Origin of the sequence: Streptomyces sp. NPDC058231 (assembly GCF_042882275.1) — a bacterium.
Classification (GTDB): Bacteria; Actinomycetota; Actinomycetes; order Streptomycetales; family Streptomycetaceae; genus Streptomyces.
Genome location: NZ_JBHVWN010000064.1, coordinates 29,682 through 42,944, shown reverse-complemented (window position 1 = coordinate 42,944; position 13,263 = coordinate 29,682). Strand labels below are relative to the sequence as shown.

The window sequence follows — 13,263 nt, the reverse complement described above, 5'->3', positions numbered from 1 at the left end:
ACTCACCCTCTCGGGCTTTCCTCCGGGCTTTCCCTTCGGTCTTGCGTTTCCGACTCTATCAGACTCTTTCGTGTCCGATTCCCGGTCGAAGCGGGCCTCTGCGGAGCAGAGAATTTGGTGCTGTGCCTTTTGGTATTCCGCTTTCGCGTTTCCCTTTTCGGCGAGTCCGACTCTATCAGGCCTTTTCCGTTCCCTTGACCAGCCTTCTGCGGACATGCAGATGCCGAATTAGGGTGAGAGTCTGGACTTCAAGATCGCTACCGACCCCCGGCTCAATGCCGCATCGGGGTCAGGCAGGGGTACGACAGTACAGGCCGCCGGTAAGCGAGGCAAATCGCTCGCGGTGCACTGTGAGCTCCTTGTCCGGCTCGGGCCGGATCGCGGCACCGGGCCCGGTGCCGCGCATCGCGCGGCGAAGGAATGAACCCCGGCGACCGACGGCGGCGCCGGGCCGGGCGAGCCCGGCACGAAGCGAACGAGAGGCCCCGGCTCTGCGAACCCCTTGGACTCAGGCGGAACCGTGACTTGTCATGACTTACGCTGCTGAGCAGTACGGCGTCCCCATACAAGCCGCGGCGGCGCCATCCAAGCTCCATTCCGGGAGGCTCCCTATGACCACCGTGACGTCCCCTCTTGCCGGGCGTGCCATCGGACTCGCTGCGGTACCCGACCCGGTCTTCTCCGGTGCGATGGTGGGTCCGGGAACGGCCATCGATCCCGTGCGTGAGCCGTCGGAGGCCGTATCGCCGGTCGACGGAATCATTGTGTCGCTGCATCCTCACGCCTTCGTCGTCGTGGACGACAAGGGCCACGGGGTACTGACCCACCTGGGCATCGACACCGTTCAGCTCAACGGGGAGGGCTTCGAGCTGCTCGTCAACAAGGGTGACACGGTCACGCGCGGGCAGGGCATCGTGCGCTGGGACCCGTCTGCCGTGGAAGCGGCCGGCAAGTCCCCGATCTGCCCGATCGTGGCCCTGGAGGCGACCGCCGAATCGCTCTCCGCGGTACGTGAGGACGGCGACGTGAAGGTCGCCGACGCACTGTTCGACTGGCAGTGACGCGCCCGGTCACGGCGACGACCAGTCCGTATTCACCGCCCGTATTCACCGCGGTGGCGCGGGATCACTGCACAAATCGGAGACAAGCAACATGGACACAACGCTGCGAGGCGTCGGTGTGAGCCACGGTGTGGCGATCGGCGAGGTCCGGCACATGGGCACGGCCGTTCTCGAACCGCCCGCCAAGCAGATCCCGGCGGAGGAGGCCGAGCGTGAGCAGGGTCGTGCCCGACAGGCCGTGGATGCCGTCGCCGCCGACCTCGTCGCGCGCGGCAACCTGGCCGGCGGCGAGGCCCAGGCGGTGCTCGAGGCCCAGGCCATGATGGCCCAGGACCCGGAGCTGATGGCCGATGTGGACCGGCGTATCGCCGTCGGGAGCAGCGCCGAACGTGCGGTGTACGACGCCTTCGCCGCGTACCGGGCTCTGCTGGCCGCTGCCGGGGAGTATCTGGCGGGGCGGGTCGCCGACCTCGACGACGTGCGCAACCGGATTGTGGCGCGGCTGCTCGGTGTGCCGATGCCGGGTGTGCCGGACAGCGATGAGCCCTACGTGCTGATCGCGCGGGATCTCGCCCCTGCCGATACCGCGCTGCTCGACCCGACGCTGGTACTCGGCTTCGTCACCGAGGAAGGCGGGCCGACCAGCCACAGCGCGATCCTTGCGCGGGCGCTGGGCGTGCCCGCGGTGGTGGCGCTCCCCGGCGCGGGTGAGCTGGCCGAGGGCACCGTGATCGCGGTCGACGGCAGCACCGGTGAGATCTTCGTCGAGCCCAGCGACGAGAAGCGTGCCGAGATGGAGAGTGCCGCCGCGGCGCGCAAGGCCGCGCTGTCCGCGTCGACCGGTCCTGGTGCCACTTCCGACGGCCACAAGGTGCCGCTGCTCGCGAATGTGGGCGGCCCCGCTGACGTGCCGGCGGCGGTCGAGGCCGGTGCCGAGGGTGTGGGGCTGTTCCGTACGGAGTTCCTGTTCCTGGACGACAGCAAGCGGGCGCCGTCCGAGGAGAAGCAGGTCGCGGCGTACCGGGCGGTGCTGGAGGCGTTCCCCGAGGGGCGCGTCGTGGTCCGGGTGCTGGATGCCGGTGCGGACAAGCCGCTCGACTTCCTGACCCCTGGGGACGAGCCCAACCCGGCGCTGGGTGTCCGGGGGCTCCGGACCCTGCTGGACCACCCCGAGGTGCTGCGGACCCAGTTGACCGCGCTGGCGAAGGCGGCCGAGGGGCTCCCGGTCCACCTGGAGGTCATGGCCCCGATGGTGGCGGACCGCGCGGACGCGAAGGCCTTCGCCGACGCGTGCCGCGAGGCCGGGCTGCCGGCGAAGTTCGGCGCGATGGTGGAGATCCCGTCCGCCGCTCTCCGGGCCCGCTCGATCCTGCGGGAGGTGGAGTTCCTTTCGCTGGGCACCAATGACCTGGCTCAGTACACCTTCGCCGCCGACCGCCAGGTGGGTGCGGTGTCCCGGCTGCAGGATCCGTGGCAGCCCGCGCTGCTGGATCTCGTGGCGTTGTCGGCCGACGCGGCAAACGCCGAGGGCAAGAGCTGTGGTGTCTGCGGTGAGGCTGCCGCCGATCCGCTGCTGGCCTGTGTGCTGACGGGTCTGGGTGTCACCTCGCTGTCGATGGGTGCCGCGTCCATTCCCTACGTACGGACCACACTCGCGAAGTACACGCTGGCGCAGTGCCGGCGTGCTGCTGCCGCCGCGCGAGCCACGGACTCCGCCGACGAGGCGCGGCTCGCGGCCCAGGCGGTGCTGTCGGGCGAGTAGGCCCCCGGAACCGGTTGTGTGAAGGGGCTTCCCGCCGCGGACGGCGGGAAGCCCCTTCGGCGTGTCAGTGGTGCGGATGCAGTTCGTCGGCGCCGATGTCGAAGCCCGGGCAGTACTCGACGCCCGGTTCCGGGGAAACCGGGTCACCCGTGTCCGCATCGGTGCAGTAGGCGCTGAAGACCTCGCCGGCGGTGAGGGGGACGAGGCTGCCCCGGTTCAGTCGCCAGCCGTGGACCCGGTCCGGAGCGCCCTGGTTGCTCGTACGGAGTACGAGTCCGCCCTGGCTTTCGAGGGCGACGCCGACCGCCAGCACGGTGACGAATTCAGCGCCTTCCCCCGGTTCCAGCCGGGCCGGGCCCGATGTGCCGCTCTCGGTGCGGAGGACGGCGAGCAGCTGTTCGTTCTCCGTGGGGGTGCTGCAGACGAGGTGGTGGCTGCCGGGACCCGCCGTTTCGAGGGTGCGCATCAGGAGGTGGGAGGCCCGGTCGAAGGCGGCGCGGCCGATGTCCTGGCCGCATTCGGTGCATTCGCCGAGGTCGGCGAGGAGGACCGTGGCGTACTCCCAGGTGGCCTGCCGGACCGCTCGGGAGACGAGCAGCGGGACCAGCGTGTCGATGGGTTGTCCGGTGTACCCGACGGTGGCTCCGGTCGAGGCGACTTCCGCCGTGAAACGGGAGCGGCTCGCCGGGGAGTCGGGGGCGAGGCCGGATACGGCGCAGAACTCCGCGTACTCCTCGGGGTCGAAGAGGGCGACGGTGGTGTGCATGCCCTGGGCCGCGAGATTTTTGAGCAGGCCCTCGACCTGCTGCAGATAGACGGTGTGGTCGTCGAAGGTGAAGGTGCGGTACCGCCGCATGGCCGCGAAGTCCTGTTCGTCGGCCAGGAGGCCGATGGTGCTCGGTGCTTCGCGGCGCAGCGTGCGTCGCATGGATGCTCCGGACCGCCGGTGGGCGTTGCCCCTGACGGTGTTGCCGGTGCTCTTGGTGTGCGCCATGACTCCCCCGGTGTGCTGTCGAACATTGCTCACTCAGAGTAATCATGGCCACTGACAATGTGACCGCTCAGCGACGTGTGCGGGCCAGCTCCGCGTAGAAGTGGAGCAGTTCCAGATTGTCGATCGAGCCCGGGTTGACGGCCTTGGCCAGCTCCGTTCCCTGGAGGAGGCGTTTGACCGGAACCTCGATGCGCTTGCCGGTGAGGGTGTGCGGGATGCCGGGAACTTCGATGATCTCGTCCGGGACATGGCGGGGCGAGAGGTTCTCGCGGATGGTCTGCCTGATGCTGTCGCGGAGGGCGTCGTCGAGGGTGGCGCCGTCGGCGAGGTGGACGAAGAGCGGCATCCAGTAACCGCCGTCGGGCTCCTCGATGCCGATGACCAGGGATTCGCGGATCTCGGGGAGCCGTTCCACCGCCTCGTAGATGTCGGCGGACCCCATCCGTACCCCTTGGCGGTTGAGGGTGGAGTCCGAGCGGCCGTGGATGACGACCGAGCCGTGCTCGGTGAGGGTGATCCAGTCGCCGTGGCGCCAGACGCCGGGGTACATCTCGAAATAGCTGTCCCGGTAGCGGCTGCCGTCCGGGTCGTTCCAGAAGTGGATCGGCATGGAGGGCAGCGGGTTGGTGACGACCAGCTCGCCGACCTCGCCGATGAGCGGTTTGCCTGCCGGGTCCCAGGACTGGAGGTCCGTACCGAGACAGGGTGCCTGGAGTTCGCCGACGTGCACGGGCAGGGTCGGGACCGCGCCCGCGAAACAGCTGCAGACGTCCGTGCCGCCGCTGACGGAGGCGATCCAGAGATTCTCGGCCACCTCGTCGTGGAGCCAGCGGAAGCCGTCGGGCGGCAGCGGTGAACCGGTGGTGGCCACGCACTGGATGCGCGAGAGGTCGAAGTCGCGACCCGGGTGGACGCCGGCCTTGCGGCAGGCCATGACATAGGCGGCGGATGTGCCGAAGAGGGTGGCACCGGTCTGTTCGGCGACGCGCCACTGGGCGCTGATGTCCGGGTGGCCCGGGCTTCCGTCGTACAGCACGACGGTGGTCCCGGTGAGCAGGCCGGAGACGAGGAAGTTCCACATCATCCAGCCGGTGGAGGTGTACCAGAAGAAGCGGTCGTCGGGGCCGAGGTCGCAGTGCAGTCCGAGCTGCTTGAAGTGTTCGAGGAGGATGCCGCCCTGGGACTGGACGATCGCCTTGGGGAGTCCGGTGGTGCCGGAGGAGTACAGCACCCACAGCGGATGGCCGAAGGGAACCTGCTCGAAGACGGGTTCGGTGTCCGCGGAGGTCAGCGCGGACCATTCGAGAGTGCCCTCGGGGGCGGCGGTGCCCAGCAGCGGAATGTGGACGACGGCGCGCAGCGTGGGCAGTTCGCGGCGCAGTTCGGCGACCGTGTCGGCGCGGTCGTGTTCCTTGCCGCCGTAGCGGTAGCCATCGACCGTGAAGAGGACGACGGGTTCGACCTGCTGGAACCGGTCGAGGACGCTGCGGGCGCCGAAGTCCGGGGCGCAGGACGTCCAGACGCCGCCGACGGCCGCGGTGGCGAGGAGGGCGACGACCGACTGCGGGATGTTGGGGAGGTAGCCGCTGACACGGTCGCCGGGGCGGACCCCGAGGGCGCGGAGTTCGGCGGCGAGGGAGCCGACCTGACGGCGGAGTTCGGACCAGCTGACGGCGGACTGGGTGTGGGTCTCGTCGACGTGGAGCAATGCCGGGGCGTCGGCGCGGAGGGGGTCGTCGGCGGTGCGCAGCGCGTGTTCCGCGTAGTTGAGGGTGGCACCGGGGAACCACTGGGCGCCGGGCATGGTGCGGTCGCCGATGACGGTCTCGTACGGGGTGGAGAACCGGACGTCGAACCAGTCGGCGACGGCCTGCCAGAAGGTGTCGAGCTCGTCGACGGACCAGCGGTGCAGCGCCGGATAGCCGCCCTCGGCCGGCGCTCCGTACCGTTCCGCCGCCCAGCTCTGGAAGCGGGTGACCGCCGCGGCGGCGATGCGCTCGGGGTCGGGCTGCCAGAGGGGTGCTTCGTTCACTGCTGAGGTCATGGGGCGGCTCCCTGGCTGTACGGGTACGCGGGGTGGGCGTGGTTCGCGCGCACACGTGCTGGGGTGTGCGCGTGAGGCGGCATTCACGGACGATGCCATGTGATCGTCCTACGCACCAGGGGCTCCTACCCATGGTTGCTTGTCCCGCTATGTGGTCCGGCCACGGGTGAACGGAAGTTGAACGGAGCCCGCCGACACCTCGTCGGGTGGCAGGGTGAGCTGCATGAACGGTCGTGACCTGGTGCGCTCGGTGAAGATGGTGGGTTCGGTGCAGGGGATGCGCACGGTGCGCTCGGCCTGGCGGCGGCAGCGTACGGATGCGCGGGCGCTGCCGCCCCGTGGCCAGGAGCGTGCCAGGGTGCCCGGTCTGCTGGTGGGGGCGGAGCCCGGGCCCGGTGGAGGTGTGGTCAGATTCGCCCGTTCGGAGCTGCGCATCCGGGTCGCGGCGGGTGGTGCGGTGTTCTGGGCGTGGGACGGTGCGGAGCCGCTGCCGTCGTACGGGCTGGCCGGTCCGGCGCCGGAGCCGGATCAGCGTGCCGTGCTGGAGCCGGACAAGGACGGCGGCTGGCAGGTGGTTTCGGAGCGGCTGACGGTGGTCGTGTCGCGGCACGGGGCGGTGGAGTTGCGCACGCCCGGTGGTGTGGTGCTCCGGCGGGAGCTGCCGCCGCGCTGGTGGGAGCCGGTGGCTGGTGGTCCCGCCAGGTGGGTGCAGCGGTCGGAGCTCCCGGCGGACGCCAGGTTCTTCGGGCTGGGCGGGCGGGCGGCGGGGCCTCGGCTGCGGGACGGTTCGTACGCCCTGTGGAACACCGACCCGGGTGGCCGATTCGGGCCTGGTGACGATCCGCTGTATCTGACGATGCCGGTGCAGGTGGTGGTCTCGGACGCGGGGACGCATCTGGCGTTCCACGACAACACCTGGGCCGGGCGGGTGACGCTGCGCGAGGGCGAGGAGGGAGCGGGGTCCGGCCATGACCGTCCGGCGACGTGCGAGGTGCGGATGGACGGGGGGCCGCTGCGCTGCTGGGTGGTGACGGGTACGCCGGCCCGGGTGCTGCAGGGCTGGACGGCGCTGACGGGTGCGCCGGCGCTGCCGCCGTCCTGGGCGCTGGGTCCCCAGCACGCCAGGTGGGGGTTCGGGAGCGAACAGGAGGTGCGGCGGGTGGTCGCCGGGTACCGGGAGCGGGGGCTGCCGCTGTCGGTACTGCATCTGGACATCGATCATTACGACGGGCATCAGGTGTTCACCGTCGACCGCGCCAGGTTCCCCGATCTGCCGGGACTGGCGAAGGAGTTGCGGGAGGAGGACGGGGTCAGGCTGGTGTCGATCGTGGATCCGGCGGTGAAGGCGGAGCCGGGGAACGCGGTCTTCGACGCCGGTTCGGTGGTCGGGAGCGCCGGGGCGTTCGTACGGGACGCGCGGGGGCGGGTGGTGCGCGGGGAGGTGTGGCCCGGGGAGTGCGTCTATCCGGACTTCACCGATCCGCGGGTGCGGGAGTGGTGGGGCGGACTGTACGCGGAACGCATGGCGCAGGGGTTCTCCGGTGTGTGGCACGACATGAATGAGCCCGTGGCGTTCACGGCATTCGGTGAGCCGACGCTGCCGCGGTCGGCGCGGCACTGTCTGGAGGGCGCCGGGGGCGATCACCGCGAGGCACACAACGTGTACGGGATGGCGATGGCGCGGGCCGGTTACGAGGGACTCCGCCGGCTGCTTCCGGACGAGCGGCCGTTCCTCTTCTCGCGTTCCGGCTGGGCCGGGATGCAGCGGTACGGGGGCACCTGGTCCGGCGATGTCACGACGGGCTGGCCGGGCCTTCGGGCCTCGCTGTCGCTGGTGCTCGGGCTCGGCCTGTGCGGGGTGCCGTATTCGGGCCCTGACGTTGGGGGTTTCGACGGGTCGCCGTCTCCGGAGCTGTATCTGCGGTGGTTCCAGCTGGGCGCCTATCTGCCGTTGTTCCGCACGCATGCGGCGATCGACGCGGGGCGCCGGGAGCCCTGGGAGTTCGGGCCGCAGGTGCTGCGGGACGCGCGGGCGGTGCTGGAGGAGCGGGAGCGGCTGCGTCCGTACTTCGTGACGCTGGCCCAGTTGGCCCGGATGACGGGTGCGCCTTATGTGCGGCCGCTCTGGTGGGGGGCGCCCGGGGACCGGGCGCTGCGCGACTGCGAGGACGCGTTCTTGCTGGGCGACGCGCTGCTGGTGGCACCGGTGCTGCACCGCGGCACGGAACAGCGGACGGTCCGGCTGCCGAGGGGGCGGTGGTACGACACGGCGACCGGAGCGGTGTACGAGGGGCCGGGTCAGGTACTGGTCGAGGCGCCGTTGTCCCGGGTGCCGGTGCTGGCGCGGGCGGGTTCGGTGATTCCGGTGCGGGGAGCGGACGGCGGGCTGGCGCTGGAGGTGTGGGCTCCGGCCCCCGGGCGCACCGGGGGCGGAGTGGTGATCCGCGACGCGGGCGACGGCTGGGCGACGGCGGAGGTCGAGCGGTACACGACGCGGCTGGCGGGCGGGGAGGTCGTGGTGGAACTGGACGGCGGAGACGGTGAGGTGGACTCTCCGGTGCGGGTGCGCGGGGTGTGATGCCTGTCAGCGGTAGCGGCCTTCGAACCAGGCGCGGACGGCCCGGGTGTGCAGGGGGAAGGCCAGCTCGGCAGGGCGGCGGAGGAGGCGGTAGCCCTCGGTCTCGTCGGTGGGTACGGAGGGCGGGAGCCCGGCGGCCGGGCGGTGCGGCAGCAGGCCGAAGAGGAGCAGGTGGCCGTCGGGTGAGCTGAGGGCGTCGGCGAGGCGGACCTCCTCCTGGTCGGCCTCGATGCCGGTCTCCTCGCGGAGTTCACGTACGACCGCGTGCCGCCAGTCCTCGGCGTGGTCGATGAATCCGCCGGGCAGGGCGACGCCGCCTCGCCGGGGTTCGATGGTGCGGGTGATGACGACGAGTGCGGTCCCCTGCCGGTCGGTGACGGGCAGCAGGGCGACTGCGACCGGCAGGGGGTTGCGGTAGGCGGTGTCGCCGCAGGCCGTACAGGTGCGCGGCCAGGTGCCGGCGGATCCCGGCCGGGCGTACGGCGTGCCGCAGTTGCCGCAGTGGGAGTCCTTCATCGGGTGCTCCTGCCTCTCTCGGCCGGCGCGTCGTCCGGCGTGGACACGCGCGGACTGTATCCGATCGTCCTCCCGGAACTCCCGCACGTCATGGATGATGAGTCCATGACAGGAATTGCTTCCGTTTTCCGAGTCCTGGCAGCCACGGCCGCCACCCTCCTCGCCGTCACGGCGGCCACCCCCGCGGCGCAGGCGAAGGCCGAGCCCAAGGCGCCAGGGGAGTTCGTCGCGCTCCGTTCGGTGGACCCCACGATCATCCAGGAGATGCGCTACCCCACCGGGCACAATTTCATGGGCGAACCGGTCGACGGGTACCGGCAGTCACTCTGCATCCTGACCCGGCCCGCGGCCCAGGCCCTGCACCGGGCGCAGACGCGACTGCTGCGCCAGGGGTATTCGCTGAAGGTCTACGACTGCTACCGGCCCCAGCGGGCGGTCGACCACTTCGTGCGGTGGGCCAAGGACCTCGACGACGAGACGATGAAGGGCGAGTTCTACCCACAGGTCGACAAGACGCGGCTGTTCGCGGACGGCTACATCGCGGAGAAGTCCGGCCACAGCCGCGGCAGCACGGTGGACCTGACGGTGGTGAGGCTGCCCGCCGCGCCGACCAGGCCGTACCGGCCCGGCGACCGGCTGGTGCCCTGTTACGCGCCCCAGCAGGAGCGCTTTCCGGACAACTCGGTGGACATGGGTACCGGATTCGACTGCTTCGACACGCTGTCGCACACCGATGATCCGCGGATCCAGGGTGTGCAGCGCGAGAACCGCCAGTTCCTGAAGCGGACGCTCACCGATGCCGGCTTCGTGAATCTGGCCGAGGAATGGTGGCACTACACCTTCAAGCCGGAGCTGTTCCCGGACACCTACTTCGACTTCCCGGTGGCCCGGAGGTCCGTCGCGGGACACTGAATCCGGCGGCGGGACGGCATGGACGACGAGTGGCCGGGACCACCCCCGTGGGTTCCGGCCACCCGCTCTCCCTCACGGACGCGGACCGCCCGTATCCGGTTGCGCTCCCAGCCATTACGGTGCCCGTATGTCACAGCAGACGTTCCAGTCGTACGAAGAGTTCTGGCCCTACTACGTGGCGATGCACTCCAGGGCCGCGACCCGGTGGGTCCATCTGACGGGGACCCTGACCGGCCTCGCGGTGACCGCCTACGGTCTGGCCCGTGGCCGGAAGCGGTATGCGGCGGCGCTGCCCCTGATCGGGTACGGGACCGCCTGGCCGGCACATTTCTTCATCGAGAAGAACAATCCGGCCACTTTCGGGCACCCCGCATGGTCCCTGCGCGGAGACGTGCAGATGATCCGGATGATGCTGGCGGGCCGCGACGCGGAGCTTGCCGAGACGGCCGCGAAATGGCTCGCCGATCACCGCTGACCGCGGCACACGTCCGGGCCCCGGCGGGATCCGGTACCGGGAGAAGTGCTTCCCGCGCACGCGCGGGCCCGCGACGGACCGGTGGTCCGCCGAGGGGAACCTCCGGCACCCGGGTCGGCCGTCCGGTCCCGGTTCGGCTGTCGCCGCGGTCCACCGAACCTGCCGGGAACATCGGGCACTCGGACCGGTGCGCGATGAACTGGGTTTGCTGTCGATGTTCTTGACGGCTCATCAGCATCAGTGAACACTCCTTGCTCAGTCGGGGCCGCCACTCACGCTCCACGGCGGTCCGGCGCGGTCACCACGCTCGTCACGGACCGCCGGACGGGGCGACGAACTGTCCCCGACCCGGCCTCCGCAGCCATGGAAGCGACCGGCGAGACCCGCCGGACAACCCCTAGGAGCGCCATGAGCAATGGAGACATTTTCGTCGGAGAAGTCATCGGAACCGCGATCCTCATCCTGTTCGGCACGGGCGTGTGCGCCGCCGTCACCCTCCACCATTCGAAGGCGAAGGCCGCGGGATGGGTGGTGATCGCCTTCGGGTGGGGCTTCGGTGTGCTGGCCGGCGCCTACACCGCCGCCCCGCTGTCCGGCGGGCACCTCAATCCGGCGGTCACGGTCGGCATCGCCGTCGACACCGGGAAGTGGGACAAGGTACCGCTCTACATCCTGGGACAGCTGGTCGGCGCGGTCATCGGTGCGCTGCTGGCCTGGCTCACCTACTACGCGCAGTTCGGGGCCAACGCGGACGAGCGGACGACCGTGCCGACGCTGGGGATCTTCGCCACCGCCCCGGAGATCCGCAATCCGGCGGCCAACCTGGTCACCGAGGTCATCGCGACGGCCGGGCTGGTGCTGCCGGTCCTGGCCTTCGGGAAGAACGCCGGGATCGGAATCGGGCCGGTGGCGGGAGCGGGAGCCGGGGTCTACGGCTCGGGGATCTCCGTCCTGCTGGTGGCCCTGCTGGTGGTGGGTATCGGACTGTCCCTCGGCGGACCCACCGGGTATGCCATCAATCCGGCCCGCGACCTCGGTCCGCGACTGGTGCACGCGCTGCTTCCGATACCGAACAAGGGCACGTCCGACTGGAGTTACTCCTGGATCCCGGTGGTTGGCCCCCTGGTGGGCGGCCTGCTGGCGGGGATCGTCTTCAATGCCGCTTTCTGACCACGGGGATCCGGGGGCCGGTACACCGGCCGTTCCGGTTCTCGATCTCGTGACGAGGGGATGTCATGACGGACAGGTTTGTCGCCGCCATCGATCAGGGCACCACGTCCAGCCGCTGCATCATCTTCGACCAGCACGGCGCGATCGTCGCCGTCGACCAGCGTGAGCACCGCCAGATCTTTCCGAAGCCCGGCTGGGTGGAGCACGACGCCGCCGAGATCTGGTCCAAGGTCCAGGCCGTGGTGGCGGGTGCGCTCCGCTCGGCCGGCCTGCGGGCGGAGCAGCTCAGTGCGCTCGGCATCACCAACCAGCGCGAGACGACCGTGCTGTGGGACCGGGCCACCGGGCAGCCCGTACACAACGCGGTCGTCTGGCAGGACACCCGTACGGCCGGGCTCTGCCACGAGCTCGGCGGCGAGGACGGGCAGGACCGCTTCCGCGACATCACAGGGCTTCCGCTGGCCAGCTATTTCTCCGGACCGAAGGCCGCCTGGCTGCTCGACAACGTGCCGGGGCTCCGGAGCCGGGCCGAGCGGGGCGAGATCGCCTTCGGCACCATCGACTCCTGGCTGATCTGGAATCTCACCGGCGGTACGGACGGCGGCGTCCACGTCACCGATGTGACCAACGCGTCGCGCACGATGCTGATGAACCTGGAGACGCTGGAGTGGGATCCGTCGATCCTGGCGGCGATGCGTGTCCCGGAGGCGGTGCTCCCGGAGATCCGGTCGTCGGCGGAGGTGTACGGAACCGCGGTCGGCGAGCTCGCCGGGGTACCGGTGGCCTCCGCCCTCGGCGACCAGCAGGCGGCGGTGTTCGGGCAGGCCTGCTACGAACCGGGCACCGCCAAGAACACGTACGGCACCGGCAGTTTCCTGCTCCTCAACACCGGGAACAGGCCCGTGCCGTCGAAAAGCGGACTGATCACCACGCTCGGCTACAAGATCGGCGACCAGGCCCCCGTCTACTGTCTGGAGGGGTCGATCGCCATCACCGGAGCCCTGGTCCAGTGGTTCCGGGACCAGCTCGGGATCATCCGGAGCGCCGAGGAGATCGAGACCCTGGCGGCGAGCGTCGACGACAACGGGGGCGCTTACATCGTGCCCGCGTTCTCCGGGCTGTTCGCCCCCTACTGGCGCTCCGACGCCCGCGGTGTCATCACCGGGCTCACCCGCTACGTCACCAAGGCGCACCTGGCCCGGGCCGTTCTGGAGGCGACCAGCTGGCAGACACGCGAGGTCGTCGATGCCATGTACCAGGACTCCGGGGTGCCGATCACGACGCTGAAGGTGGACGGCGGGATGACGGCGAACCGGCTCCTCATGCAGCATCAGGCGGACGTGCTGGGGGTGCCCGTGATCCGGCCGAAGATCTCCGAGACGACGTGTCTGGGGGCGGCGTACGCGGCGGGGCTGGCGACCGGGGTGTGGTCGGGGCTCGACGAACTGAGGACGCACTGGCAGCGCGATGTGGAGTGGGAACCGCACATGGAGCCGGAGATCCGTGAGCGTGAGTACGACAACTGGCGCAAGGCGGTGGAGCGGAGCCTGGACTGGGAGGAAGAGGACGGCGGCAGGCGGTAGGCGCCCGTCCACGCGGCCCCGCTGCGCGCCGACCCGTCCCGGGCCGGCCCCATGACGCGGGGGCCCCCCCCCCCGCGGGGGGGGGGGGGGGCGCGCGCCGGGGCTGCCACCGGGGGGGGGGGGGGGCCGGGACGGGGGGGTTTTAAAAAAAGACGCGGGCGCCGGGAG

11 protein-coding genes are annotated in these 13,263 nt (G+C 70.5%); 7 read left to right on the top strand and 4 right to left on the bottom strand.

Annotated features, from left to right (window positions below; all coding sequences use genetic code 11):
- Positions 1 to 216 (bottom strand): hypothetical protein (locus tag ACFVXE_RS30715; protein WP_389676083.1); only part of this gene is annotated, 216 nt, incomplete at its 3' end.
- A gap of 395 nt (positions 217 to 611) precedes the next feature.
- Here ACFVXE_RS30715 and ACFVXE_RS30710 point away from each other — a divergent pair.
- Together ACFVXE_RS30710 and ptsP are read left to right on the top strand one after the other, a co-directional pair.
- Positions 612 to 1,061 (top strand): PTS glucose transporter subunit IIA, encoded by a 450-nt coding sequence (locus ACFVXE_RS30710; protein WP_389676081.1) that lies wholly within the window; start codon positions 612 to 614, stop codon positions 1,059 to 1,061.
- 91 nt (positions 1,062 to 1,152) lie between these two features.
- Positions 1,153 to 2,823, top strand: coding sequence for a phosphoenolpyruvate--protein phosphotransferase (gene ptsP / locus ACFVXE_RS30705; RefSeq protein WP_389676079.1), 1,671 nt, complete (start codon positions 1,153 to 1,155; stop codon positions 2,821 to 2,823).
- Positions 2,824 to 2,887: 64 nt separating this feature from the next.
- On the opposite strand, the gene ACFVXE_RS30700 is transcribed toward ptsP, so the two are convergent.
- Positions 2,888 to 3,817, bottom strand: coding sequence for a hypothetical protein (locus tag ACFVXE_RS30700; protein ID WP_389676085.1), 930 nt, complete (start codon positions 3,815 to 3,817; stop codon positions 2,888 to 2,890).
- 67 nt (positions 3,818 to 3,884) lie between these two features.
- A complete protein-coding gene (locus ACFVXE_RS30695; protein ID WP_389676078.1) occupies positions 3,885 to 5,861 on the bottom strand; it encodes an acetoacetate--CoA ligase in 1,977 nt (658 codons plus the stop codon).
- 223 nt (positions 5,862 to 6,084) lie between these two features.
- Here ACFVXE_RS30695 and ACFVXE_RS30690 point away from each other — a divergent pair, with 223 nt between their 5' ends.
- Positions 6,085 to 8,439, top strand: a complete 2,355-nt coding sequence (locus tag ACFVXE_RS30690) for a glycoside hydrolase family 31 protein (RefSeq protein ID WP_389676077.1) — start codon at positions 6,085 to 6,087, stop codon at positions 8,437 to 8,439.
- A 6-nt stretch (positions 8,440 to 8,445) separates the two neighbouring features.
- On the opposite strand, the gene ACFVXE_RS30685 is transcribed toward ACFVXE_RS30690, so the two are convergent.
- Positions 8,446 to 8,955 carry an NUDIX domain-containing protein gene (locus ACFVXE_RS30685; RefSeq protein WP_389676075.1) on the bottom strand — a complete coding sequence of 170 codons (510 nt, stop codon included), beginning with the start codon at positions 8,953 to 8,955 and terminating at the stop codon, positions 8,446 to 8,448.
- A 105-nt stretch (positions 8,956 to 9,060) separates the two neighbouring features.
- Between ACFVXE_RS30685 and ACFVXE_RS30680 the strand changes: the two genes are divergently transcribed.
- The 4 genes from ACFVXE_RS30680 (at position 9,061) to glpK (ending at position 13,095) form a co-directional block, all read left to right on the top strand.
- Positions 9,061 to 9,867: a M15 family metallopeptidase gene (locus tag ACFVXE_RS30680; RefSeq protein WP_389676073.1), complete on the top strand. Its 807-nt coding sequence runs from the start codon at positions 9,061 to 9,063 to the stop codon at positions 9,865 to 9,867.
- 127 nt (positions 9,868 to 9,994) lie between these two features.
- Positions 9,995 to 10,342, top strand: coding sequence for an Mpo1-like protein (locus tag ACFVXE_RS30675; protein ID WP_389676072.1), 348 nt, complete (start codon positions 9,995 to 9,997; stop codon positions 10,340 to 10,342).
- Between the two features lie 408 nt (positions 10,343 to 10,750).
- On the top strand, positions 10,751 to 11,512 hold the full coding sequence (locus ACFVXE_RS30670; RefSeq protein ID WP_389676070.1) for an MIP/aquaporin family protein: 762 nt from the start codon (positions 10,751 to 10,753) through the stop codon (positions 11,510 to 11,512).
- Positions 11,513 to 11,577: 65 nt separating this feature from the next.
- Positions 11,578 to 13,095: a glycerol kinase GlpK gene (gene glpK, locus ACFVXE_RS30665; protein ID WP_389676068.1), complete on the top strand. Its 1,518-nt coding sequence runs from the start codon at positions 11,578 to 11,580 to the stop codon at positions 13,093 to 13,095.
- Positions 13,096 to 13,263 lie beyond the last annotated feature (168 nt).

Bases quoted from the DNA above. Each gene is read 5' to 3' on its own strand.
- ACFVXE_RS30695 (WP_389676078.1), bottom strand. From the start codon at position 5,861: ATGACCTCAGCAGTGAACGAAGCACCCCTCTGGCAGCCCGACCCCGAG.
- ACFVXE_RS30675 (WP_389676072.1), top strand. From the start codon at position 9,995: ATGTCACAGCAGACGTTCCAGTCGTACGAAGAGTTCTGGCCCTACTAC.
- ACFVXE_RS30710 (WP_389676081.1), top strand. From the start codon at position 612: ATGACCACCGTGACGTCCCCTCTTGCCGGGCGTGCCATCGGACTCGCT.
- ACFVXE_RS30670 (WP_389676070.1), top strand. From the start codon at position 10,751: ATGAGCAATGGAGACATTTTCGTCGGAGAAGTCATCGGAACCGCGATC.
- ACFVXE_RS30690 (WP_389676077.1), top strand. From the start codon at position 6,085: ATGAACGGTCGTGACCTGGTGCGCTCGGTGAAGATGGTGGGTTCGGTG.
- ACFVXE_RS30700 (WP_389676085.1), bottom strand. From the start codon at position 3,817: ATGGCGCACACCAAGAGCACCGGCAACACCGTCAGGGGCAACGCCCAC.
- ACFVXE_RS30680 (WP_389676073.1), top strand. From the start codon at position 9,061: ATGACAGGAATTGCTTCCGTTTTCCGAGTCCTGGCAGCCACGGCCGCC.
- ptsP (WP_389676079.1), top strand. From the start codon at position 1,153: ATGGACACAACGCTGCGAGGCGTCGGTGTGAGCCACGGTGTGGCGATC.
- ACFVXE_RS30685 (WP_389676075.1), bottom strand. From the start codon at position 8,955: ATGAAGGACTCCCACTGCGGCAACTGCGGCACGCCGTACGCCCGGCCG.
- glpK (WP_389676068.1), top strand. From the start codon at position 11,578: ATGACGGACAGGTTTGTCGCCGCCATCGATCAGGGCACCACGTCCAGC.